Below are 23,551 nucleotides of genomic sequence, written 5' to 3' on the forward strand. Positions count from 1 at the left end.
GCACGAAGAAGGGCGAGAAAACGCCCACCGCAATCAGCTTGGCGCCGGGCGGCATGTGCTCCTTGATGGGCAGGGCGATGAAGTCGATCAGGCCGTCAGGGCCCGGCCAGAACATCAGCAGCCCGACGCCGATCAAAACGCCATACAGGCTGTAGAGCAGGCGGTCACGCAGCTCCATCAGGTGCTGGACAAACGGCTGCTCCGTGCCGGCGAGTTCGTCTTCTTTAGAGGGTTCGGACATGGTGCAAAACCGCGTCGGAGCCCGATCGACTCCACACGCTTGAGAAACAACAACGCCCGTGAATCACGGGCAAAGAGCGACATGCGGGCAGCCAGGCCGGCCCACTGGGACCGGCCATGGCCGACCTTGCGGCCGGCAGGCTGCTGAGCTGCATGTTCAATGGAACTTCTTGGGGCGAAAGCGCGCCACGCGTGCAGCACCCGACTGGACCTTGCTGCGTACCCCGGCACGGGCCTTGTACCACTGGGGCACGGCACCGCGCTTGACACGCCAGTTCTTGCGCGGATGCCGGTAGCTGGGCACCACGCTGCTGTGCGTATCCAGACCGGTGTAGCCACCTTCTGCGTCATAGGAGCCGAAGGACGAAGCCGAAGTCATGTTCGAGTCGTCGCGCAGGTCCCTGGTCGCATCGCTCCAGTCCTTTTCAAGATCGGAGGCCTGACTGCGCATGCTGGACTCCACGTCCCGCGCCGCGCTCTCGACCGTGTCCTTCATCTTGCGCAGCTCATCGAGCTCCATGGAGCGGTTGACCTCGGCCTTGACGTCGGACACATAGCGCTGCGCCCTGCCAAGCAAGGTGCCCACCATGCGAGCCACGCGCGGCAGCTTCTCGGGGCCGATGACCACCAGGGCCACGGCACCGATCAGCGCCATTTTGGACAGGCCAATATCAAACATCTAAATGTCGGTCCTGCCGCGATCAGCTCTTTTGCTTGGCTTCCACATCGATGGTGGCCTTGTCGGCAGCCTGCTGGTTGGCCACCTGGCCGGCTGCAGCGCTGGAGTCGGCATCCGCCGCACCATCCTTCATGCCGTCCTTGAAGCCCTTGACGGCGCCGCCCAGGTCGGAGCCGATGTTCTTGAGCTTCTTGGTGCCGAACACCAGAACCACGATGAGCAGCACGATCGCCCAGTGCCAGATAGAAAACGAGCCCATGAGAATCTCCTAGAAATTGCAAACCATTTTAGACGGGGCTTGTGACAGATACGAATCAATCACCCAAAAAGCCTGCAGCGCACAGCTCTATCCCCGGGTGAGGGCCCGCCCTGCCCGTCAGCCCTTGAGCCAGGGCCGAGGGCCGCCCATGACGTGCAGGTGCAGGTGGTGCACCTCCTGTCCGCCTTCGCTGCCGGTATTGACCACGATGCGGAAGCCGCCATCGGGATAAGGGTTGCAGCCCTGCTCCAGTGCCAGCCTGGGGGCCAGCGCCATCATGCGCCCCAGCAGGGGCGCATCCTCGGCGCCGACCTGGGCCATGGAGGGGATGTGCTTTTTGGGAATCACCAGAAAGTGCACGGGGGCACCGGGGTGGATGTCATGGAAGGCGAACAGCTCCTCGTCCTCATAGACCTTGCGCGAAGGAATCTCGCCCTTGGCGATGCGGCAGAAAATGCAATGGGCGTCGTAATCGTGGTCGTGCATGGTCTCTGGTATCTCTACGGTTCAGTACTCCGGTCGCCCTGCCCTCCCCATGGCCCAGGAAGGCCAGGAAGCAGGCAATGGCATCGCCCCCGATGGAGGCTATCCCCTATTCTCGTTGAATCGCAGCGTCTGCTTGACACCCAGGTGCTCTCGGTTGAGCTGCAGCCACTGCTGGCCGCGCTCACGCCCCAGATCGAACAGCTTGCGCACCATGCCCATGTCTGCGCGCACCTTGCTCGACGCCCCAAAGGGCTTGAGCACGGAGCCGCCGTCGATGCGGTGCATCAGCACATGCTTGTAGCGCTCGGGGTCCAGACGCTTTTGCTCCAGCAGCTTGACCACGAACTCGATGGCCCGCAACTCGGCCAGCAGGCTGGCGTTGAAGGTGATTTCGTTCATGCGGTCCATGATCTCGCGGGCCGTATCGGGCGAGACATCGGACTCCTTGGGATTGATCTGCACCAGCAGGATGTCCCGGCTCCGGGTCTCGTAGATCAGCGGATACAGGGCCGGATTTCCCGAGAACCCACCATCCCAGTAGCACTCTCCGTCAATCTCCACCGCCTTGAACAGCTGCGGCAGGCAGGCCGAGGCCATGATGGCGTCTGCCGTCACCTGCTCGCCCTTGAAGATCTTGCCTCCTCCCGTGCGCACATTGGTGGCGCAGATGAAGAGCTTGGGCACCACGCCAGGATGAGCGGGATGGGCCAGCGTCTCGAAATCCACCACCCGTGTGAGCAGCTGCCGCAGCGGGTTGATATTGAGCGGATTGGTCTGATAGGGCGACAGAAACTGGTTGAGCACCCCCATGAACTGCTTGCTACCCGGCAGCGGTGCAGCCCAGAACATCTTGCCCACACTGCCCATGGTGCCCACGCCCTCCCACAGCTCGCGCAGAGACTGGCGCGCCAGCTGACGCCCGAGGTAACGGGCATCGTCCAGATTCTTTTCCTGCGCAGCCGCCTGCGCGAAGCCATGGGCCAGCGCCACGGCATTCATGGCACCGGCACTGGTGCCGCTGATGCCTTCAAAGATCAGGCCGTCATCGTCGAGCAATGCATCCAGCACGCCCCAGGTCAGCGCGCCATGCGATCCCCCGCCCTGCAGGGCCAGGTTGAGGGTGTGGGAAGTCTCTGCAGCCATGGCACGATCCTGTGAAGGTTGAGGAACCAGGTAAGGGGCTTGGAACTGTCGCTGCGAACGCACAGCGGACATATCCAGCGAATCTGCGCAATTTCCGCAGCTTATCCAGCACCGCGAGCATTGCACAGGCCCGGCACCCGTGTCAGCCTGCCGGCCCGAATCTGTTGCAGTGCAGCAAAACCGCTTGCCAAAACAAAAAAGCCCCGGCCGTAAAGCGGGGGCTTCGATGTCGGGCAAAACCGGCTCAGGAGCGGATCGCGCGATTCTTGTTCATGGCGATCATGCCGCTGACGATGCGGTAGAGGAACCAGATGGAGATCAACACCCAGGCAGGGTTGAAGATCAGGAGGCCCAGCAGGAAGAACGGGAAGGTCACCGCATAGAGCACGATGGCCCAGAGCACGCTGCGCAGACGCCAGGAAAAATGGCTCTCCTGCCAGGTGCCGCGCGCATCGTCGCGCTTGACCAGATCGATGACAACCGCAATCAGCAACAGCAGCACGCTGACCTGCGCGCCCGGCAGCACCGCGGCCACGGCCACGATCAGGTGGAGCAGATAGCTGACCCAGCCCCAGGCCTTCAGGCCCTCGACCTCGGCAGAGCCGCCGGGGCCTACATCGATGATGTCGCGATCGTCATTCATTCGTGCTTCCTTGTTACTTGGCCGCCCCTTCCTGAGCAGCGCGTTCCTGGGCCTTGCGCAGGGCTTTTTCCTCCAGACCGCTGGTGCCCTCGCGGCGCTCCAGCTCGGCCACCACCTCTGCGGGTGTCAGGCCGTAGTGCGACAGCGCAATCATGGAGTGAAACCACAGATCAGCCACTTCATAGAGGATCTTGCCCTTGTCCGCGCCATGATCGACATCCTTGGCGGCCATCACGACTTCGGTGGCCTCTTCGCCGATCTTCTTCAGAAAGGCGTCGGGCCCCTTGTGCAGCAGGCGCGCGACATAGCTTTTTTCGGGGTCACCACCATTGGCGACCTTGCGGCTTTCGATCACGGCGGCCAGACGGGCCAGTGCGCCCTCGACCGACGCGGTGTTTTGTTCAGACATGACTTTATTTATAGATGGAAGCAGGATCTTTCAAGACCGGATCGACAGCCAGCCACTGTCCGTCCTTGAACACGCTGTAGAAGCAGGAGTGGCGACCGGTATGGCAGGCGATACCGGGATCATGCCCCTCTTGCGTGATCTTGAGCAAAACCACGTCGTTGTCGCAGTCGATGCGCATCTCGTGCACGGTCTGCACATGGCCGGACTCCTCGCCCTTGAACCACAGCTTGTTGCGCGAGCGGCTGAAGTACACGGCCCGCCCGAGTTCGGCGGTCTTCTCCAGTGCCACACGGTTCATCCAGGCGAACATGACCACGTCGCCACTGCTTTGCTCCTGCGCAATCACGGGCACCAGCCCCTGCGCATCCCATTTGACCTGATCGAGCCAGCTCATTGCAGACCTTTGTTTTGTATAGCTGCCAGCGCAGGCCAGCAGCCGATTTCAACCACAAAACATATGGAAAGCCGCTTGTACCCTGCGCAAGCCGCTCTCAAAATAATCTTATAAACGCACGGGAATGCCGCGCGCGCGCATGCATTCCTTGGCCTGCTGCACGGTGTACTCGCCGTAGTGGAAGATGCTGGCGGCCAGCACGGCATCGGCGCCGCCAATGGTCACGCCATCGGCCAGATCTTCCAGATTGCCGACACCGCCCGAGGCGATCACGGGCACGGCCACGGCGTCGGCCACGGCACGCGTGAGCTTCAGATCGAAGCCGCTCTTGGTGCCGTCCTTGTCCATGCTGGTCAGCAGGATCTCGCCGGCACCGCGCCTGGCCATCTCCTCGGCCCAGCGCACCACATCCAGCCCCACATTCTTGCGCCCGCCATGGCTGTATACATCCCAGCCCGGCCCCATGGGCGTGCCGCCGGGGCCGATGCGCTGCTCGTCCTCGGGCGTGCGGCGCTTGGCGTCGATGGCCACCACGATACATTGCGCGCCGTACTTGTCGCTGCAGGCATTGATGGTGTCCGGGTTGGCGATGGCGGCGGAGTTGAAGCTGGTCTTGTCGGCTCCGGCATTGAGCAGGCGGCGCACATCTTCCACGCTGCGCACGCCACCGCCCACGGTCAGCGGAATGAAGACCTGCGAAGCCACCGCCTCGATAATGGGGAGAATCAGATCACGGCCATCGCTGGTGGCCGTGATGTCCAGGAAAGTCAGCTCGTCCGCACCCTGGGCGTTGTAGCGCGCGGCAATCTCCACCGGGTCGCCCGCATCACGCAGCTCCAGAAAATTGACGCCCTTGACCACGCGGCCGCCGGTCACGTCAAGGCAGGGAATGATGCGTTTGGCAAGCATGGACAAGTCTCGGAATATCTAGGAACAGGGGCGCCAAAGATACCACGGCCTCGCCGCTGCCCCGGCCATGCCCCTGTGCGGCCCTGCCGTGTCTGCATTGCACCGCATGCAACCCGGTCGGCCAGGTGCGCCGTCGCCGTGGCATTGCCGGCCCATCGCCAGTCATTGGCACGGCACCGGCCGGTGCGTCAATCCCGAAACCGGCCCGCAGCCCGAGAATTCATCCATATCTTCTGCTTCCAATTGAATAACAGAAAACGCCGGGCTGGCTTCGGAACTCATGATTTGGAGCCGATTTTGTTTTTTCTGCACCCAAATGCCATCCCCTATTAAATGCCCGGCATGGCGCATCGTCCATTTCCCAGCGACACGCGAGGAGCTGTACGCAAACAGAAACCCTGTCAACAGCCATGGACGACGGCTAAGCGGCAGATCCTCGGCAAGCAAGGCCAGGCTTGATTGCAAGCCGTTTCCGGCCGAAACCGGATACCCCGAATAGTGTGAATGAAAATCCAAATTGGCATCCAGATATTCATGACGTAAAAAGATGTTATTTTTTACACGGCGTTCTTGTTTGAATTATTTTTATTAGTGAAACTATGAAAAAAATAAATCAATAGTTTTAATATTTTCAGACACCTATTCCTCTGAATCCATGGGCGGAATCGGCAATCCATCCCGCTCGACGACTGTCTTCCAGCGCAGGTGATCATCATGGATATGAGACGCCAATATTTCGGTACCGACGGAATCCGTGGTCGGGCTGGGTACTTCCCGATCACACCGGACTTCGCCCTGCATCTGGCCCATGTGGTCGGGCGGATGCTTCACCGTGGTGAAGAGCACCCGACGGTGCTGATCGGCAAGGACACTCGCATCTCGGGCCATATGCTCGAAAGTGCGTTGGTGTCGGGCTTCAATTCCGCAGGCGTGAATGTGGTGCTGGTCGGCACGCTGCCCACGCCGGGCGTGGCCTACCTCACACGGGCCTTGCGGGCCAGCCTGGGGGTGGTGATCAGCGCCAGCCACAACACCTTCGAGGACAACGGCATCAAATTCTTCAGCGCCAAAGGCACCAAGCTGCCCTATGTCTGGGAGGTGGCCGTCGAGCAAATGCTGCCTGACGAGCCGCATTGGGTCTCGGCGATCGCGCTCGGGAAAACGCAGGTCCTCGATGACGCAGCCGGCCGCTATGTCGAGTTTTGCAAGAGCACCTGCGACCATGCGTTCAGCCTGCGCGGGCTGAAGATCGTGGTCGATGCAGGCCATGGAGCGGCCTATCAGATTGCGCCCATGGTCTTCCATGAACTCGGTGCCGACGTGGTGACCATCGGCTGCGCTCCCGACGGCCTGAATATCAACCAGGGTGCCGGTGCCGCACATCCGGAGTTGCTGGCCACCACCGTTTCGGGATGTGGGGCAGATTTCGGCATCGCTCTGGACGGCGACGCCGATCGCCTGCTGGTCGTGGATGCGGCCGGGCGACTCTACAACGGGGACGAGTTGCTGTACCTGATCGTGGCGGACCGCCTGGAGCATGACGAGAGCATTGCGGGCGCTGTCGGCACGCTGATGACCAATATGGCCGTGGAGCAGGCCTTCGGGCTGCTGGATGTGGATTTCATGCGCACCCAGGTCGGTGACCGCTACGTGCTCGAGGAACTCAGCCGCCGAGGCTGGACCTTCGGCGGCGAGGGTTCGGGCCATCTGCTGATCCTTGACCGGCACAGCACGGGCGACGGCCTGGTGAATGCGCTGCAGATATTGCAGGCCTGCGTGCGCACCGGCCGCACGCTGTCGCAATGGCTGTTGCCGGTACAGCTCTATCCCCAGGCACTGCTCAATGTGCACCTGCCGCCGGATCGGGACTGGCGCAGCAACACCTTGCTGGCAAGCGTGCAGGCGCAGGTCGAGGCAGAGCTGGGCTCCACCGGACGGGTGCTGGTTCGGCACAGCGGCACGGAGCCGGTCCTGCATGTGATGGTGGAGGCTCAGGACGGCGATCAGGCCAGCCGCTGCGCCGAGCGGCTGGTCTCCGCAGCCAGAGACGGTTAGTCCGGCGGCGGCTGCACCCATGCCATGGAGAAATCCGGCTCCGAGCGCGGCCAGCACGAGGAGCTGGCTGACATACCCGAAGCAGCGCGTGACAGATGATTTTTGAGCAGGTACGAATGAAGAACGTCTGATACCGATTGACTCAAGGGGAGAACGCCATGAATCAGGACTCCGGGACCCTTCGCGCACAGCCAGATATCGCACAGTTGCTCATCGTGTCCGGGACCAGGCCTGAAATCATCAAGCTGGCCCCCGTCTACCACGCCTTGAAGCAGTCGCAATGGGCCCGGCCCATCTGGCTGCACACCGGCCAGCACGGCGATATGGCCGATCAGATGCTGGACTGCTTCCATATCCAGCCCGACCATGTGCTGCAAAGACAGGGCAGTTCGCTGCTGGAATTCGCCACCGGCTGCCGGCTCCAGCTGGAGTCCGTGCTGATGGACACCGCCTGCGAGGCCGTGATCGTGCAGGGCGACACCGAGAGCGCTTTCCAGGGGGCATTGGCCGGCTTCTACCGCAAGGTGCCGGTCGTCCATGTCGAGGCCGGCCTGCGCACCTACAACCTGCACCGCCCCTTTCCGGAGGAAGGCCTGCGGCAGATGATAGGGCGCATTGCCAGCCTGCATCTGGCCCCCACCCTGCGAGCCCGCCAGGCACTGGAGCGCGAAAACGTGGCGCCGGAAATGATCGAACTGACGGGCAACACCGTCGTCGATGCCCAGCTATGGGCCAGCCGGCAGCACCACATCCACCGTCGCATCCAGGGCCGAGGCCATATTCTGGTCACCATGCACAGGCGTGAGAACTGGGGCCCCGATGTGGATCATGTGTGCGAAGCCATTGCCGATATCGCGCGCGAGTTCCCCCGGGTGCCGGTGCTGTTCCCGGTCCACCTCAATCCGGTGGTCAAGGAGCCCGTCCATCGGCTGCTGGGCGGACTGCCCAACATCCGTCTGACAGACCCTCTGGACTATCTGGCCATGCAGCAGGCCCTGGCCGATGCCTGGCTGGTGCTGACCGACTCCGGCGGGCTGCAGGAGGAGGCCCCCACTTTCAAGGTGCCGGTGCTGGTATTGCGCGACGAGACCGAGCGTCCCGAAGTGCTTGAAGCCGGCTGCGCCGCTTTGGTCGGAGCCGACAGAAGCAGGATCGCTCAGTCCGTGCGCCAGTTGATGCATGACGAGGCCGCCTACGCCCGCATGCAGGCCAGCAGCAACCCGTTTGGCGACGGGACTGCAGCACAACGCACCGAGAAAAGACTGAACCAGATGCTGAGGCCTGATCACGCAGGCCTGGCACAGAAAGCCGCAGAAAGGACGCGCCATGTCCTGGCTTGACCTGTTCACCGGATACCTCTACGTTCTCAAGAGCATCGCCATCGTCATTGCGGTGGTGATCTTCATCAGCGGACTGGACGATCTGTTCATCGACCTCTTTTACTGGGGGCGGCGCATCTGGCGCGCGCTGACCGTATATTCGCGCCATGAGCAGATGAATCACAAGGCCTTGCTCGGTGTGGACGAGAAGCCGCTGGCCATCATGGTGCCCGCCTGGCAGGAGCATGGCGTGATCGGCAAGATGGCGCAGCTGGCGGCTACCACGCTGGACTATGAGAACTACCACATCTTCATCGGCACCTACCCCAACGATCCCCAGACCCATGCCGATGTGGAGCAGGTCAGAGCCCATTTCCCGAATGTGCACAGCGTGGTCTGCGCCCGCCCCGGGCCGACCAGCAAGGCCGACTGCCTCAACAATGTGCTTGATGCCATCTTCCAGTTCGAGCAGCGCTCGGGCATCGAGTTTGCGGGCTTCATCCTGCATGACTCGGAAGACGTGCTGTCCAAGCTGGAGCTGAGGCTGTTCAATTTCCTCGTGGATCGCAAGGATCTGATCCAGCTGCCGGTCTACCCCCTGGAGCGACCGCTGCGCGAATTCACCGGCGGGCATTACCTGGACGAGTTTGCCGAGCTGCATGCCAAGGACATCGTGGTACGCGAGGCCATGGTGGGCCAGGTGCCCAGCGCCGGCGTCGGCACCTGCTTCAGCCGCCGCGCCATCACGGCGCTGCTGGAGATGGGCGACGGCGTGGCCTTCGACACCCAGAGCCTGACCGAGGACTACGACATCGGCTTCCGGCTCAAGCAGCTGGGCATGCGCGAGATCTTCGTGCGCTTTCCCGTGCACGATGCGGACCAGCCGACCGATCCCGACCAGCCACGCCGGCGCGGGCGCAGCGCCCGGGAAGCCAGCGTCATCTGCGTGCGGGAGTTCTTCCCCGATACGCTGAATGCGGCGGTACGGCAGAAGTCCCGCTGGATCACCGGCATCGTGATCCAGGGTTTCAAGACCCTGCGCTGGACCAATAGCGGCGTGCTGAACTATTTCCTCTGGCGTGACCGCAAGGGAGCTCTCACCAATTTCGCCAGCTTTCTGGCCATGCTGCTGGCGATGCAGCTGATTGCCATCTGGCTCTATCAGCGCCTGGTACCGGACAGCTACCGGTTTCTTTCCATCTTCCAGGGCGACTGGTGGCTGTATGCGCTGCTGGCCGCGAACTTCGCGCTGATGCTCAACCGCATTGCCCAGCGCATGTTCTTCGTCACCAGCTACTACGGCATCGTCCAGGGATTGATGTCGCTTCCGCGCCTGCTTTGGGGCAATCTGGTGAACTTTCTGGCCAACTGGCGGGCCATCGCCCAGGCGCTCCAGGCCAAGGACATCCGGCGCATGGCCTGGGCCAAGACCGACCACGACTTCCCCATGCTGGGAGAGGGCCCCCGGCTGCGCCAGCCCCTGGGGCAGATACTGATCGCACAGGGTGCCCTGACCGAGAGCCAGTTGCAGGAGGCACTGCTGCGCCCCACGCCGGGTTTGCGCCTGGGCAGTGCCCTGGTGCACAAGGACCTGATCAGCACCGCACAGCTGGCCGCTGCGGTTGCCCAGCAGGCCGGCGTTTCCTGGGAGTTTCTGGGCGAGCGCCTGATCCCGGACGAGATCGCGGCGCTGCTGCCGGCACATCTGGCACTGCATTACAGCGTGGTGCCGCTGCGCGAGGAAGGAAAGACGCTGGTCCTGGCCAGCGAGTCGGTCATTGACCCGGTCTCGCACGCCGCTCTGGAGCGCAAGCTCGAGAGGCCTGTGCGCTACCTCGTTGCCCCCAAGGGAGAGGTCACGGTCGAGCTGCGGCGACTGTACGCAAGACAGCATGGGGAACCAGCCCGTGAACTGCTTGCCTGGGCCGTGGAACGCAAGCGCGTCTCCCCAGAGCAGGCGAAGGAGCTGTGGAAATTCTATGTATCGCGGCAGCTGATGCTGGGCGAGGTGCTCCAAGCCCTGGGCCGTATCGATACGGCCGTGCTGAACGCCTTGCTGCTCAGGCATGAGCAAAGCGATGACAGCCTGGGTCTGTTCCTGGTGAACCAGGGAGCATTGACGCAGGCCACCCTGGACGAAGCTTTGCGCCTGCAGCAGCAGTTGCAGGTCACCATGGCACAGTTGCTGCGCCGCCTTGATGCCGCCCCGATCGTCTCCGTTGCTGCCTAGGGACCGATTTATGAAGCTTTCTCGCCCCATTCTGGTTCTTTCCCTGGCATGCGCCACCTCCTACGATGGAGTGGCGCAGGTAGTGGATCTGGGCCCGGATATCAGCCCCAGACAGCGCTTTCAGGTCTACCCCCGCATCGACAAGGCGTATGAGGCCATGGCGCGCGGCGATGGACAGCGCGCCATCTCCGAGCTGCAGCAGGCTCAACGCCTGGCGCCGGACAACACCGAGATCGCACTGCAACTGGCTGCGGCCCATCGCCGCTTTGGCCAGCCCGCGCAGGCCGAAGCCGTGCTCAAAGCCCAGCTTCAGCGTCACCCGGGCGATGCGCGTCTGGCCCAGGCCCTGCGCGATATGCACCAGGGAGCGGTTCCGGCCAGACTGCCCGAGCCTCAGCCCGTGCCGGCTCCGGCCGCCGAGGAAACGCCCAAGGCACCCAGTGTGACTGCACCTGCCACAGCCACAACTGCGGAGCCCGCGAAGGTTGCCCCAACGGCAACGGACACCCCGCCGCGTCCGCGCAGGAGCCCGGCGCCACCGGCCATGCCTGCGGGTTACGCCAAGGCCAGCCAGGCCTATGCCGCCGCCGAGCGACGCGACTTTGCCGCAGCACTGCCTCTGGCCAGGCAAGCCGTGGCGGCAGCCCCGGCGCGTCTGGACTACCAGCGCCTGCTGGTCTATCTGCTGGTGGAGAACGGACGCTTCGACGAGGCCGAAGCCCGCGCAGCAAGACTGGACAATGTCAAGCAGCTGCAGTCGGACGCCGATTGGCAGATGCTGCGCACCTCCATACGTCAGCGCCAGGCACTGCGTCCGTTCGAGCAGGCCATGCAGGCCCGCGAGCAAGGCGACATGGCCAGGGCCCTTCGCCATGCCGAATCCAGCGTGCGTCTGGCACCGCAGGCACTGGCGCCTCGGCTGCAATGGCTGGGCCTGTTGCTCCAGGACGGGCAGGCCGCCCAGGCACAGCGTGTGGCGGAACAGGGACTGGCCCTGCAGCATGATCCGGCATTGCAGGTGCTGCAGGGCGTAGCCTTGCATGTCCAAGGTCGCGGCATGGCGTCCGAGCAGGCCTTCGATGCAGCCCTTTCCGCGCCCCATCTGTCGCGGTCGGAGCGGCAGAACTACGGTCTGATTGCCCTTGATGCGGCGCTGGCAGCCGGTCAGACCGAGCGCGCCCAGCGGCTGATGCAGGCACTGGCAACGGACAGCAATGCCGTTCTCGGAAGCCGCCGCGAACGGCTCCAGGCCCTGCGCTCCTCGACCCTTTCACGCGGCTATGAACTGCCCTTGCCCCTGGTCAACTGCTTCAGCGCCGGCGATGTGCCCGGTTGCGAGATATGGCCCGGACAGGAAGCGCCGAACCCTGCCTACCGGGTCGCACAGGAGGCCTATCAGGCCTACGGAGACGGTCAATATGCGCTGGCGGCAGACAAGGCCGCTGCCGCCATACAACTCAACCCCAGGCATCTGCCCTATCGCGAGCTGCGCCTGCAGGCCCTGCTGGCTGCAGGCCAGAAGGCGCAGGCGCTTGACGAAGCCGATCAAACCTTGCAGCTGCAGCCCGATGCCGTCGAAGTGCTGGCCCTGCGCAGCCGTCTGCGTCTCGAGCAGGGCATGACCGAGGCGGCCAATGCCGATGCCCAGACAGCCTTGCAGATAGGCGGCCTGTCCCTGTCCAGCGAGGTGGATCTGCTGCTGCAACTGGGGCGGCGTGACGAGGCGGCAGCACGCTTTGCCCGGGCCGTCTCCGAGCCGGAGCTGCAGCAAAGCGCCGACCCCGATCTGGCCTATCTGGCGATCCGCGTGAAAGACGATCGCCAGGCCCTGAGCATCTTCAACCGCGCACGCGACCAGGGCCGGATGCCGGACACGGCGCTGCGCGACGGCGCCTATGCCGCAAGCCGGCTGGCCGAGAACGAGCAGTCCATCGCCTACTTCAAGCAGGCGATCAGCGCCTCCCATGAGGGCAGGCTGGACATGACGCCGCAGCAGCAATATGAAACCCGGCGCGAGGTCGCCGACCGCGACCGCTCCTGGGGCGTCAACACCCTGCTAGGCTATCGCGGCATTTCCCTGGGTGCCGCCGGTGCACAGCCCGGCCTCTATGGCGACGTGGCCCAACTCGTCAGCGAGGTGTACTGGCGCCCGCAGAAGTTCGGCGACGGCCGCTTCTGGGAGCTCTATGGCGGCGCTGCGCAAACCGTCTACAGCCGCCACGGGGTCCCCACGGGCAGCGAGACCACCCAGGGGGCTGTCGGCATCCGAGCCAAGCCGCTGAGCGATCACAACCTCATACTCGCGGTCGAACGGCGCGTACGCATCGGTTCGCTGTCCAGCAACGACTGGTTGCTGCGCATGGGGTATTCGGGCGGCATGGGCACCGATCTGCGCGTCGACGTGCCCAGCTGGAACACCGTCAATGTGTACGCCGAAGCGGGCCGATTCATTCATCGCAAGCAGAACTACGCGACCTTCGAAGCCCAAGCAGGGCGCAGTTTCCGTATGGGGGGGGGCGACTCGAGACTGGTGCTGTTTCCGCACGCGGTCCTGGGCGCTGATTACAACTCTGAACGCACAGCCTCGGGCAAGCAAAGCTCGGTGGGCGCTGGCGTTGGTGTGAGCATGCGTTTCTGGTTCCGCGAGGACCGTGACCATGCACCTCGCTCCTACCTCGACCTCTCCCTGCAATATCGCGCCCGGCTTGCCGGGGACGACAGAGGGAAGGGCGTGTTCCTACGTGCTGCCCTGGTCTTCTGAGACGGCACGCCTGCCAGGCCGGAACCCATCGCCATTTCTAGAGTTTGTGGAGATGGTGTTCTTCGACACTTTTTCTTTCTGCGCCTCAGAAAGGAGACTCTCATGCACTCCCTCGATCAAAGGCAGGTCATGCGCGCGCTGCTCGCGCTGGCGCTGCTGAGCGGGGCCAGCTTCTCCAAGGCCTCCAACGTCATGCCGCCCCCCTTGCCACCTGGCAGCGCCCAGATCCGCATGGATGTCGGCGCCGCCCCCGAAGAGCGCAAGCGCAACGAGCGTGCGCATCACCACAAAGGACATTTCAAGAAGGACTACACACGGGATGACTCGCTGGATGAGCTGCCGACCAAGCCCGGCAACTCTTCCCCCGGCAGTCCACCGAAGGACAAGCCCGGTCCGGGCGGCCCCTTCCGTGGCCAGCAGCAATAGACCCCATCCCTGTATTGATCTCAGGAGAGTCTCATGAAAACCCTAGGACGCCTTCTCGGGGCATGGCTGCTCGCTATGCTCTTTGCGAGCCCTGGCGCTTTTGCGCAGACAGGCCCGCGCACGCTGATCCTCTATGACGCGCCGCCCAATACGGCCTACACCAAGCTCGGATTCGGCTACGCCATCATGCTGCGCAATCTGCTCGGACATTTCGACAGCAAGGTCGATATGGTCCCGGTGCAGAACTACACGGCAGGCCAGCTCAGCGGCTACGACGCCACCTTCTACCTGGGCTCGTACTACGACAACCCGGTTCCCGCCGCCTTCATGGCCGATGCCGCCAGCTCGAGCAAGACCATCGTCTGGTTCAAGTACAACCTCTGGCAGTTCGCCTGGGACCCGACCTACGGCTTCCAGTCACGCTACGGCTTCAACCTGACGGCACTGCGCGGCCTCAATGCCGCGCCGACCTCCAGCAACACCACGCCGGGGTTCTTTGACACCATCACCTACAAGAGCCTGCCCTTTGTCAAATACTACGCCTACGACAGCAGCACCGGCGCCGTGAATGCGGACCCCGATGTGGGGCTGACGGCCATCACCGATGCCACCAAGGCGCAGAACCTGGTCTCCATGTCCAACCCCAAGACCGGCGAGCAGGCTCCCTATGTGGTGAGGTCAGGCAACTTCTGGTATGTGGCGGATCTGCCGTTCAGCTATATCGGGCCACGCGACCGCTATCTGGTGCTCACCGACATCCTCCACGACATGCTGGGAGTGAACCATGCCGAAAGCCACAAGGCCATGGTCCGGCTTGAAGACGTGGGCGCGCTGGTCAGTGTGACGGCGATGAAATCGCTGACCGACTATCTCTACCAGCTGCGGATACCGTTTTCGATTGCGACCATTCCGTACTACAAGGATCCTCTTGGCGTCTACAACTCGGGAGTGCCGATGCAGGTGCCCATGTCGCAGGCCACGAACCTGAAGCGCGCGCTCAACTATGCGCTGGTACGCGGCGGCGAAATCGTGATGCATGGCTACACGCACCAATACAGCAATGTGCGCAACCGCTATACGGCCGTGAGCGGCGACGACTACGAGTTCTGGGACATCGTCAACAACCAGCCCGTGGCGGAAGACTCGACCAGCTGGGCCCTCGGACGCTACCGGGCCGGCCTGCTGGAGCTGAACCTCAACGGCTACCGCCCCACCGCCTGGGAGACTCCGCACTATCAGGGCTCGGCACTGGCGTCCAAGGCCAGCACGCAGGTCTTCCCCAAGACCTATCAGCGCGTCGTCTACTACACGGCGGACAAGCCCAATCTGACTGCGGCGGTGGAGAAGGACTTTGCCGTGGGCCAGATCTTCCCCTACCCCATCCAGACCGATTACTACGGCCAGAAAGTGCTGCCCGAAAGCCTGGGAAACATCGAGTACGACATCCACCTGATCGATCCGACCTCCTCCTACAACTACACCTGGCAGGACATTCTCACCAATGCCCAGTATGTGAAGACGGTGCGTGACGGCTATGCCTCGTTCTTCTTCCACCCGTTCTGGCTGGAGCCGCAGGTCGGGACCCCTGGCCTGGCGGACTTCAAGAGCCTGATCAGCGGCATCTCCAATCTGGGCTTCACCTGGACGGTCCCCAGTCAGCTGCCATGAAAGGAAAGCGCTTTCTCCGCACGGAGAAAGCGCCCCACCCCCTCGATATGACGATGCAACATTGCAGCCGACGCGAGGCCCTGGGCCTGGCCTGGGTGCTGGCCTGCGGTCTGCCCGAAGCCCAGGCCCGGCCCGGCCTGCGCCTGCCCGGCATGGTCTGGCAACCCAGTGCCGACACGCTGCGCCCTCGTGGCGCATGGCAGCGCCTGGGCATTCGCCGCCTGCTGGTGCAATGGACGGCCGTGGACCATCTGAGCTTGGTGCCCGGCACCTATCTGGCCTCGATAGGCCGCAACCTGCCGGACTGGGAGCGTATCGCGGCGGAACCCTGGGCGCAGGAGCTGATTCTTGGCCTGGCCGGCATGCATGACGAGACCAGGGCGCGTGCCAGCCTCGCGGAGCTGGCCATGCAGTCCTATGCCTTGAAGGCGGCCATCGCAGCGCTGCCGCTGCGGGTTGCCGGCTGGTACTTTCCGGTCGAAGTCGATCCGACCTGGGCTGCGCCCAGTCAGCTCACCGAGGTGCTCAACAAGCTGCCGCGTCCGCTGTGGATCAGCGCCTATGACAATGCCAATATGGGGCCTCAAGCGCTGGTGGACTGGATCATGCGCTGGATACCGGAAGACGTGGGCGTGTTCTTCCAGGACGGCGTCGGCGTGCACGCGCGCACGCCTTCCGTGGCGCGCGAGTATCTGCAAATGCTGACGGCCCATCTGGGACATGCGCGTGTGCGCGTGATTGCCGAAGCCTTCCGGCCTGCGCCGGGGGGAGGCTTTCGCAGCGCCATGGCAGAGGAGTTTCTGCCGCAACTGGCGGCCTATCAGGGCTGGACGGTCTTCGCCTTCGACGGCCCGCATTATCTGAACCCGCCGCTGGTCGATGCCCTGGCGGATGCCCTGGACAGCAAGCCCCGCTGAGCCGCCTTCGGCCCTGCTTCCGCGGCTTGGGCCCATGGAGCCGGCGACAGGACCGGCAGGTCTGCGCACGTGAACCGATCCAGGCTCGGGGTGGCCTCACCCTTGCCCGTTCAGTGCTTCAAAAGCATTCGAAGGTCTGTGCCGCCTGCCAGCGCTGGTCGGCTTCAAGAACCACCGGCGCATCGATGGCCGCCGCCTCCACGCACAGCATCTGCTGCCAGCTGTCGGCTTCCATGTCGTGGAGCCCGGCGCACACTGCGGGTCCGGGGTTCCAGACCACGGTTTCGCTCCAGGGCGCATCCTGGGCAAGCCGCAGCCAGGGGCGGCCCGCGCTTTGCAGCTGCAGGTCGGCGGCGGCACGTGGGTAGACGCGATCGGTCTCGACGCCGAAGCCGACCGGGCCGGCCTGGATGGCATGGGTGTCGGGCAAGGCCGCAGCCGCATCCCAGTAGCGCAGTCCGTCGAGGCCGTGCAAGCTGGCCTGCGTCACCTGTTGAACGCGCAGATAGCCATGCAAGGCAGCGGTGAAGGACAAGTCTTCGCGGCCGCGGTTGTGCACGGCCAGCTCCACGCGCAACACGCCGGGCCTGAGCACAACCGTGAGCACGGCTTCAAAGGCATGCGGCCAGACAGCGCGCGTGGCTTCACTGTCCGTCAGGCGCAGGGAGATCTGCGCACCATCCTCGCCCGATGGCTGCGCAGCATCGGCCTGCCAGTGGCTGATGCGCGCAAAGCCATGCTTGACCAGCGGGCCGCGTTGATTGAACTGGGGAAAGCAGACCGGAATGCCCCCGCGAATGGCGCTCCTGCCGTCATGGGATGCGCGGGGACTGAGGAACAGGCGCTCCTGCCCCAGGCCGACCCAGGACAGCACCTGGGCGCCCTGCAGGCAGATGAGCACCGAGTCGCCCTGGCCCAGCTTCAGGGCAATCGCGGGAAGGCCTTTCCAGTCCAGGGCCTGAAACGTCAAATCACTCACCCGTGAGCTCGTCCGCACGCTCCTGGCCTGCAGCGAAGTCCAGATCGCCGGTATAGATGGCGCGGCCGCAGATCACGCCTTCCACGCCTTCGTCCTGCACCTTGCACAGCGCTTCGATGTCGGCCATGCCGGCCAGACCGCCCGAGGCGATGACCGGAATCTTCAGCGACTGGGCCAGCTTGACGGTGGCGTCGATATTGATGCCGCTGAGCATGCCGTCACGACCGATATCGGTGTAGATGATGGACTCCACACCCCAGTCCTCGAAGCGCTTGGCGGTTTCGATCACGTCCTGGCCGGTGAGCTTGCTCCAGCCATCGATGGCCACCTTGCCGTCCTTGGCGTCCAGGCCCACGATGATGTGGCCGGGAAAGGCGCTGCAGGCATCCTGCAGAAAACCGGGGTTCTTCACGGCCGCAGTGCCGATGATCATGTATTCGATACCCAGATCGATGTAGCGCTCGATGGTGTCCAGGTCACGGATGCCGCCGCCCAGCTGCACGGGAATCTCGCCATCGACTTCCTTGAGAATGCTCTTGATGGCCGACAGGTTCTTGGGCTGGCCCGCAAAGGCGCCGTTCAGGTCCACCAGGTGCAGGCGACGTGCCCCCGCATCCAGCCATTTGGCGGCCATGGCTGCGGGGTCTTCACCGAAAGTGGTGGACTGGTCCATATCACCCTGAATCAGGCGAACGCAGTGGCCGTCCTTGAGGTCGATAGCGGGGATGAGCAACATGATGGTGATCTGCTAGCAAGTTTGGCCGTCAGAAATGGCCAGTGCACAAAGAAAACTTCAGGGCTTCCAGCCCAGGAAGTTGCGGAACAGCGACAGCCCCTGGTCCGAGCTTTTCTCGGGGTGGAACTGGGTCGCAAAAATATTATCGCGTGCGACGGCACATGCAAAGAGGCCGCCATAGTCGGTCTCGGCCGCACAGTGCGCGCTTCGTATCACCTGTGCATAAAAACTGTGTACAAAGTAGTAGAAGCTGCCGTCGGGAATTCCAGTCCACAGCGCATGGGGCTTGCCGCCCTGCAGCGTCTGACGCACCTGGTTCCAGCCCATCTGCGGCACCTTGAAACGGCTGCCGTCGGCCTGCGCCCTGCCTTCGAGATCGAACTTGCGCACCTTGCCGGGAATCAGCCCCAGGCCCGGTACATCGCCCTCTTCGCTATGGTCGAGCAGCATCTGCATGCCCACACAGACGCCGAACAGCGGCTTGTTGGCAGCCGCATCCAGCACGGCCTGCTGCAAGCCGGATTCGCGCAGCTCGCGCATGCAATCGGGCATGGCTCCCTGACCAGGCAGGACCACGCGGTCAGCACCCTGGACCACTTCGGGATCGGCCGTGACGACCACCTCCCAGCCGGTATCGGCTGCGGCTGTGCGCACCGCCTGCGAGACCGAGCGCAGATTGCCCATGCCGTAATCGACCACGGCCACGGTGTTGTTCTTCAAACTCATAGCAGCTATCGCTTGTAGAGATTAGCTTTTAAATACAAAAAGCTCTGAAATACAGCTTGAACAGGAGCAAGAAGCTCCTGATTACAGAGCACCCTTGGTCGAGGGAATCACACCGGCCATGCGTTCATCATGCTCCAGTGCAAAACGCATGGCACGCGCAAAGGCCTTGAAGATGGTTTCGCACTGGTGATGGGCATTGGCACCTTTCAGGTTGTCAATGTGCAGCGTCACGCCGGCGTGATTGACAAAGCCCTGGAAGAATTCGAAGACCAGCTGCGTATCGAGCTGGCCGATGCTGCCGGCCGTGAACTTCACGTCCATGTGCAGGCCGGGACGGCCCGAAAAGTCGATCACGACGCGGCTCAACGCTTCGTCCAGCGGCACATAGGCATGACCATAGCGGCGGATGCCCTTCTTGTCGCCAATGGCCTTGGAAAAGGCCTGGCCCAGGGTGATGCCGATGTCCTCCACCGTGTGGTGGCCGTCGATATGCAGATCGCCCGCGCATTCGATGTCCATGTCGATCAGGCCGTGACGCGCGATCTGGTCGAGCATGTGGTCGAGAAAGCCGATGCCGGAGTTCAGGCTGGCCTTGCCCGTGCCGTCGAGGTTGACACGCACGGCGACGCGGGTCTCGGCCGTGTTGCGCTGCACTTCGGCAATGCGCGGCAGGTTCTGGGCAACGGAGGGAACGATATTGCTCATAGGCTTTCTTTCAGTGCCGCCAGCATCTGGGCGTTTTCTTCGCGGGTGCCCACGGTCAGGCGCAGGCAGTTGTGCAGCAAGGGGTGCATGGCCGAGACATTCTTGACCAGCACGCCTCGCTGCTTCATTTCGATCTGGGCCTTGCCGGCATCGCGCACGCGCAACAGCACCATATTGGCTTCCGAGGGCCATACTTTCTGCACGCCGTCCAGCAGGGCCAGGGCATCGATCAGCGGCTGGCGTTCGGCGCGGATGGCGGCGGCCTGCTCGGCATACAGGGACTCGTGCTGCAGCGCGAAGATCGCCGTCTCGCAGTTGAGCACGCTGATGTTGTAGGGCGGGCGCACTTTCTCGATCTCGTTGACGATGGCCGAAGGGCCGATCAGATAGCCCAGGCGCGCGCCGGCCAGACCGAACTTGGACAGCGTGCGCATCAGCAACACATGGGCGTTGCGCGCAGGATCGGCCTTCATGCGGGTGATCCAGCTGCGGCTGGCAAAGGGCTGGTAGGCCTCATCCATCACGACCAGGCCGCCGATCCCGGCCACGGCGTCGATCACGGCCTGCACCTTGTCCTCGGCCCACAGCGTGGCCGTGGGATTGTTGGGATAGGCGATATAGGTGATGGCGGGCTGATGCTCGGCGATGGCGGACTGCATGGCCGGCACATCGAGGTCGAAGTCGCTGGTCAGGTTCACGGCCACGAAATCCAGGCCCTGCAGCTTGGCAGACAGCGGATACATGACAAAACCCGGCATGGGCGCCAGCATCTTGGCGCGCTCGTCGTTGCAGGGCTGGGCCGTGGCCAGCGCCAGCAACGTGATGATCTCGTCCGAGCCATTGCCCAGCAGCACCGAGGTGCCAGCCGGGGCGCCGGCGTAGTCGGCCAGCATCTGCTTGAGCACTTCCTGGCGCTCGCCAGGGTAGCGGTTGATTTCCAGTGCCCCCAGATGCTCGCCCAGCTTCTGCTGCAGCTCGGGCGGCAGACGGTAGGGGTTCTCCATCGTGTCCATCTTGAGCAGGCCCTGCGCGGGCTGCACATGATAGCCCTGCATGGCGCGCACATCGGCGCGGATGCGTTGCAGGGCTCTGGTCTGGATATCTTGGGCAGTCATGGGTTCACTCCTTCACACGAGGCTTGCGTTGGCCGATGCAGTCGATGGGGTCGCTACGGTCGCGGCGCTCAAGCCTCAAGATTCTCACGGGCAGATTGCTGCAGCGGGTGCACCACGGTCACCCCGCCGAACTCCGCCCCGTGAGGCAGGTGCAGGCTCAGCATCTGATGGCAGCCGCTGTGCTGGGCACAGGCCACCGCCAGGCAGTCACCAAAATCCAGCGCATGGCGGGTCTGCACGGCCCACGCCGTCTCCAGGGTGGCGGCGTCAGTCTTCCAGGGCGTCCAGGTCTGGTAGCGCCGGATGGCAGCGCGGGCGTCTCCCTGGGGCAGGGGCAAGGCTGCCGTGGTCGCCTGGTCATAAAACTCCACCAGGGCCTGATTGCTGGTGCGGCCGCTGCGGCTGCGCCACAGCAGGTCCAGCCATTCCAGCGTGGCCGCATACAGCGCACCGCCGGCCGCATCTTCCGCAGCGATCAGCACCGAGGTATCGACAAACACGGGGTTCACTTGGCCACCTCGGCTTCGGCACCGGCGGGAACGGCAGCGCGCTTGCTGCTGGCACTGCGGACCTGGGATTGAGCCGGCTGGACGGCTGCTTGCCAGGTGCGCTCATCGGTGCGCCAGGCCAGGTAGGCGCGCTCGTAGGCATCCTCGCGCTGCATCAGCTCGGCCATGAAGTCACCCAGCATCCGCGAGACGCTGCTGCCACGCCGGGCCGCTTCGATCCGCGCCCAGTCAAGCACGCTGTCTTCGACAGTGATGGTGACATTCTTCATGGCATGGATGGTACACGAATTTCGTGTGACACGAAATTCGTGTACCTCAAGGATCACGCTGCCAGCTGCATGGAACAGGCCATTGCGCCTACCTGCCGAAGGGCCTGGAGATGTTGCGGCGTCCACTCGCCCCCCAGGCCCACACGGATTCCCTGCCGGAAGCGGCCGGCAGCACCGAACAAGGCACCGGGCGCAATCAGGATCTTTCGGGACAGACAGGCCTGATGCAGGGCCACGGCATCCAGCGGTGCCGGCAACTCCAGCCACAACAGCAGCCCGCCCGGTGGATCGCTGACACGCGTGCCTGCAGGAAAGCTCTGCGCGATCACCTGCCTGGCCTGCTCGACCCTTGCCGCAATGGCGCCACGCAACTGGCGCATGGCGGCATGGTGACCGGCCTGCGAAATCAGATCCGCGAGAGCCAGTTCCAGGACCGCCGATTGACCGCCCGCCTGCATCTCCTTGATCTGGCGCACCCTGTCCGTCCAGCGCCCGGCCTCCAGCCATCCCAGGCGCAAGCCCGGTGCCAGCGTCTTGGAAAAGGAATGGCACAGCATCACCTGGCCCGTGCCGTCGTAGGACTTGAGACTGCGCCGAGCTGCATCGCCTTCGGCCAGATCGGCATAGATGGCGTCCTCGATCACTGGCAGCTGATGCTCCTGCGCCAGTTGCACCAGCTTTTTGCGCTCGGCCTGGGGCATGCAGCTGCCCAGCGGATTGCTGAGCGTGGGAACCAGCAGCAAGGCCTTGACAGGCTGGGTCTCCAGCGCCAGCCGCAGCGCATCCAGCGACAGGCCGTGGCGGGGGTGACAGGGAATCTCCAGGGCCTTGAGTTGCAGGGCCTGCAGCACTTCCAGAAACGAAAAATGCGTGGGTGACTCCAGCGCCACCACATCACCGGGCTGGGTCACGGCACGCAGACACAGGGATACGCTGTCCATGCAGCCACCGGTGATGAGAATCCGCTCCGGGTCCAGGCTGCACCCCAGGCCCACGGCATAGCGGGCCAGCGCACGGCGCGCCTCTTCGTGACCGTCCGAACCCGGATAGGTGCACAGCAGATGGCGGTGCTTTTGCACGGCACGGGTCAGGGCGCGGCGCACCCGATCAGGGTTGAGAAGATCGATACCCGGGGTGCCGCTGCTGAATGACACCATGCCTTCAGGCTGATCCCGTCCCAGCACGCGCTGCCCCAGCCAGTCCAGTGAGACGGCCCGGGGTCGGCGCATGGGTCGGGAAATCTTGGGCTCGGGCAGTTGCACGGCGCGCGGAGCTACAAAAAAACCCGAGCGCGGCCGCGCCGTGACCTGCCGGGCATCCTCCAGCCAGTGATAGGCCTGCACCACCGTGGTCTGGGCTACCCCGTACTGACGCGCCAGCACGCGCACCGAGGGCAGTCTTTGCCCCTGGGCCAGCGCACCCTGGCGTATGGCCTGGCTCAGTTGCCCTGCTATCTGCAGATAACGCGGTGTCGACGCATCAAATTCCATGCAGGGATTCTGTACTGGCACAGACACGCACATACAGCACAGATGAATGGCAGCATGGGCAGTACAGATGCCGCGCGGCAGGCATCTGTGCTCCTCCGGATACGCTGCCGCTGTGACTGGCAGCACAGACCCTCGCCCTGCAAAGTCGGGGCATGAACTCAGCCACCGCCCCCCACGACTGCAAAACCCTGTCCCTGCAAGCCAGCGCATCGGTGCAGGCCGTGCCCCTGAACGCCACCCAACGCCTATGGGTGCAGGCACGGAGCGGCATTGTCTGGCTGACCTGCGAGGGGCAGCCAAGAGACTACTTCCTGCACGCCGGCGAATCGCTGTGCTTCGCCGGCCCCGCCCGTGTGTATCTGGGCGCGCAAGGCTCGCAGAGCGCATCCCTGTGCTGGAGCCTGGTCTGCGCGCACAGTTCCGATTCTGCCGCCGCTGCGGCAGCCCCCGCGGTGTCAGCCACCGTGGCGGCGGCCTGAAGTCT

At 63.8% G+C, this 23,551-nt stretch carries 26 protein-coding genes; 8 read left to right on the forward strand and 18 right to left on the reverse strand.

Annotated elements, in window-relative coordinates:
* The 10 genes from E2583_RS11185 to E2583_RS11230 all read right to left on the reverse strand — a co-directional run.
* Positions 1-241, reverse strand: a 241-nt coding sequence (locus E2583_RS11185; protein WP_291595769.1) for a twin-arginine translocase subunit TatC, incomplete at its 3' end; no start/stop codon positions are given.
* 156 nt (positions 242-397) lie between these two features.
* Complete coding sequence (tatB, locus tag E2583_RS11190; RefSeq protein ID WP_291595771.1) at positions 398-919, reverse strand: Sec-independent protein translocase protein TatB; 522 nt, start codon at positions 917-919, stop codon at positions 398-400.
* A gap of 22 nt (positions 920-941) precedes the next feature.
* The gene (gene tatA / locus E2583_RS11195; RefSeq protein ID WP_291595773.1) at positions 942-1,178 is read right to left on the reverse strand and encodes a Sec-independent protein translocase subunit TatA; all 237 of its coding nucleotides are present in this window, start codon (positions 1,176-1,178) and stop codon (positions 942-944) included.
* Between the two features lie 117 nt (positions 1,179-1,295).
* Positions 1,296-1,664: a histidine triad nucleotide-binding protein gene (locus E2583_RS11200; protein WP_291595775.1), complete on the reverse strand. Its 369-nt coding sequence runs from the start codon at positions 1,662-1,664 to the stop codon at positions 1,296-1,298.
* 99 nt (positions 1,665-1,763) lie between these two features.
* Positions 1,764-2,807 carry a patatin-like phospholipase family protein gene (locus E2583_RS11205; protein ID WP_291595777.1) on the reverse strand — a complete coding sequence of 348 codons (1,044 nt, stop codon included), beginning with the start codon at positions 2,805-2,807 and terminating at the stop codon, positions 1,764-1,766.
* A 244-nt stretch (positions 2,808-3,051) separates the two neighbouring features.
* A complete protein-coding gene (locus E2583_RS11210; protein ID WP_003058601.1) occupies positions 3,052-3,450 on the reverse strand; it encodes a hypothetical protein in 399 nt (132 codons plus the stop codon).
* A gap of 13 nt (positions 3,451-3,463) precedes the next feature.
* Positions 3,464-3,859, reverse strand: a complete 396-nt coding sequence (locus E2583_RS11215; RefSeq protein WP_003058603.1) for a phosphoribosyl-ATP diphosphatase — start codon at positions 3,857-3,859, stop codon at positions 3,464-3,466.
* A gap of 4 nt (positions 3,860-3,863) precedes the next feature.
* The gene (gene hisI, locus E2583_RS11220; RefSeq protein WP_291595858.1) at positions 3,864-4,292 is read right to left on the reverse strand and encodes a phosphoribosyl-AMP cyclohydrolase; all 429 of its coding nucleotides are present in this window, start codon (positions 4,290-4,292) and stop codon (positions 3,864-3,866) included.
* Positions 4,293-4,361: 69 nt separating this feature from the next.
* Positions 4,362-5,162 (reverse strand): imidazole glycerol phosphate synthase subunit HisF, encoded by an 801-nt coding sequence (gene hisF, locus E2583_RS11225; RefSeq protein WP_003058607.1) that lies wholly within the window; start codon positions 5,160-5,162, stop codon positions 4,362-4,364.
* Positions 5,163-5,324: 162 nt separating this feature from the next.
* On the reverse strand, positions 5,325-5,678 hold the full coding sequence (locus E2583_RS11230; protein ID WP_291595782.1) for a hypothetical protein: 354 nt from the start codon (positions 5,676-5,678) through the stop codon (positions 5,325-5,327).
* Positions 5,679-5,882: 204 nt separating this feature from the next.
* On the opposite strand from E2583_RS11230, the gene glmM reads away from it, so the two are divergent.
* The 7 genes from glmM (at position 5,883) to E2583_RS11265 (ending at position 16,538) form a co-directional block, all read left to right on the forward strand.
* Entirely contained in the window at positions 5,883-7,217 is a 1,335-nt protein-coding gene (glmM, locus tag E2583_RS11235) for a phosphoglucosamine mutase (protein WP_291595860.1), read from the forward strand.
* Positions 7,218-7,375: 158 nt separating this feature from the next.
* Complete coding sequence (gene wecB / locus E2583_RS11240) at positions 7,376-8,557, forward strand: non-hydrolyzing UDP-N-acetylglucosamine 2-epimerase (protein ID WP_291595784.1); 1,182 nt, start codon at positions 7,376-7,378, stop codon at positions 8,555-8,557.
* On the forward strand, positions 8,544-10,766 hold the full coding sequence (nrfB, locus tag E2583_RS11245) for a cyclic di-3',5'-guanylate-activated glycosyltransferase NrfB (protein ID WP_291595785.1): 2,223 nt from the start codon (positions 8,544-8,546) through the stop codon (positions 10,764-10,766). Before wecB ends, nrfB begins: the two co-directional genes overlap by 14 nt.
* A 10-nt stretch (positions 10,767-10,776) precedes the next feature.
* Positions 10,777-13,527 (forward strand): tetratricopeptide repeat protein, encoded by a 2,751-nt coding sequence (locus E2583_RS11250; protein ID WP_291595787.1) that lies wholly within the window; start codon positions 10,777-10,779, stop codon positions 13,525-13,527.
* A gap of 102 nt (positions 13,528-13,629) precedes the next feature.
* Positions 13,630-13,953: a hypothetical protein gene (locus E2583_RS11255; protein ID WP_291595789.1), complete on the forward strand. Its 324-nt coding sequence runs from the start codon at positions 13,630-13,632 to the stop codon at positions 13,951-13,953.
* Between the two features lie 33 nt (positions 13,954-13,986).
* On the forward strand, positions 13,987-15,621 hold the full coding sequence (locus tag E2583_RS11260) for a DUF2334 domain-containing protein (RefSeq protein WP_291595791.1): 1,635 nt from the start codon (positions 13,987-13,989) through the stop codon (positions 15,619-15,621).
* A gap of 47 nt (positions 15,622-15,668) precedes the next feature.
* Positions 15,669-16,538, forward strand: coding sequence for a hypothetical protein (locus E2583_RS11265; protein WP_291595793.1), 870 nt, complete (start codon positions 15,669-15,671; stop codon positions 16,536-16,538).
* Positions 16,539-16,656: 118 nt separating this feature from the next.
* On the opposite strand, the gene E2583_RS11270 is transcribed toward E2583_RS11265, so the two are convergent.
* The 8 genes from E2583_RS11270 to E2583_RS11305 all read right to left on the reverse strand — a co-directional run bounded on the left by E2583_RS11270 (position 16,657) and on the right by E2583_RS11305 (position 23,067).
* The gene (locus tag E2583_RS11270) at positions 16,657-17,517 is read right to left on the reverse strand and encodes a D-hexose-6-phosphate mutarotase (protein ID WP_291595795.1); all 861 of its coding nucleotides are present in this window, start codon (positions 17,515-17,517) and stop codon (positions 16,657-16,659) included.
* On the reverse strand, positions 17,510-18,253 hold the full coding sequence (gene hisA / locus E2583_RS11275; RefSeq protein WP_291595797.1) for a 1-(5-phosphoribosyl)-5-[(5-phosphoribosylamino)methylideneamino]imidazole-4-carboxamide isomerase: 744 nt from the start codon (positions 18,251-18,253) through the stop codon (positions 17,510-17,512). Before hisA ends, E2583_RS11270 begins: the two co-directional genes overlap by 8 nt.
* A gap of 57 nt (positions 18,254-18,310) precedes the next feature.
* Positions 18,311-18,979, reverse strand: coding sequence for an imidazole glycerol phosphate synthase subunit HisH (gene hisH / locus E2583_RS11280; protein WP_291595799.1), 669 nt, complete (start codon positions 18,977-18,979; stop codon positions 18,311-18,313).
* An 81-nt stretch (positions 18,980-19,060) separates the two neighbouring features.
* Positions 19,061-19,684, reverse strand: a complete 624-nt coding sequence (hisB, locus tag E2583_RS11285; protein WP_291595801.1) for an imidazoleglycerol-phosphate dehydratase HisB — start codon at positions 19,682-19,684, stop codon at positions 19,061-19,063.
* Complete coding sequence (gene hisC / locus E2583_RS11290) at positions 19,681-20,799, reverse strand: histidinol-phosphate transaminase (RefSeq protein ID WP_291595803.1); 1,119 nt, start codon at positions 20,797-20,799, stop codon at positions 19,681-19,683. The genes hisB and hisC overlap by 4 nt, the downstream gene beginning before the upstream one ends.
* Positions 20,800-20,867: 68 nt before the next feature.
* Positions 20,868-21,308 (reverse strand): PIN domain-containing protein, encoded by a 441-nt coding sequence (locus E2583_RS11295; protein WP_291595805.1) that lies wholly within the window; start codon positions 21,306-21,308, stop codon positions 20,868-20,870.
* Positions 21,305-21,577, reverse strand: a complete 273-nt coding sequence (locus E2583_RS11300) for a hypothetical protein (protein ID WP_291595807.1) — start codon at positions 21,575-21,577, stop codon at positions 21,305-21,307. The genes E2583_RS11295 and E2583_RS11300 overlap by 4 nt, the downstream gene beginning before the upstream one ends.
* A gap of 53 nt (positions 21,578-21,630) precedes the next feature.
* Positions 21,631-23,067 (reverse strand): PLP-dependent aminotransferase family protein, encoded by a 1,437-nt coding sequence (locus tag E2583_RS11305; RefSeq protein ID WP_291595809.1) that lies wholly within the window; start codon positions 23,065-23,067, stop codon positions 21,631-21,633.
* A 152-nt stretch (positions 23,068-23,219) separates the two neighbouring features.
* Here E2583_RS11305 and E2583_RS11310 point away from each other — a divergent pair, with 152 nt between their 5' ends.
* The gene (locus E2583_RS11310) at positions 23,220-23,546 is read left to right on the forward strand and encodes a DUF2917 domain-containing protein (protein WP_291595810.1); all 327 of its coding nucleotides are present in this window, start codon (positions 23,220-23,222) and stop codon (positions 23,544-23,546) included.
* The last annotated feature ends 5 nt before the right edge of the window (positions 23,547-23,551 follow it).

Origin of the sequence: Comamonas sp., from assembly GCF_009360615.1 — a bacterium.
Classification (GTDB): Bacteria; Pseudomonadota; Gammaproteobacteria; order Burkholderiales; family Burkholderiaceae_C; genus Comamonas.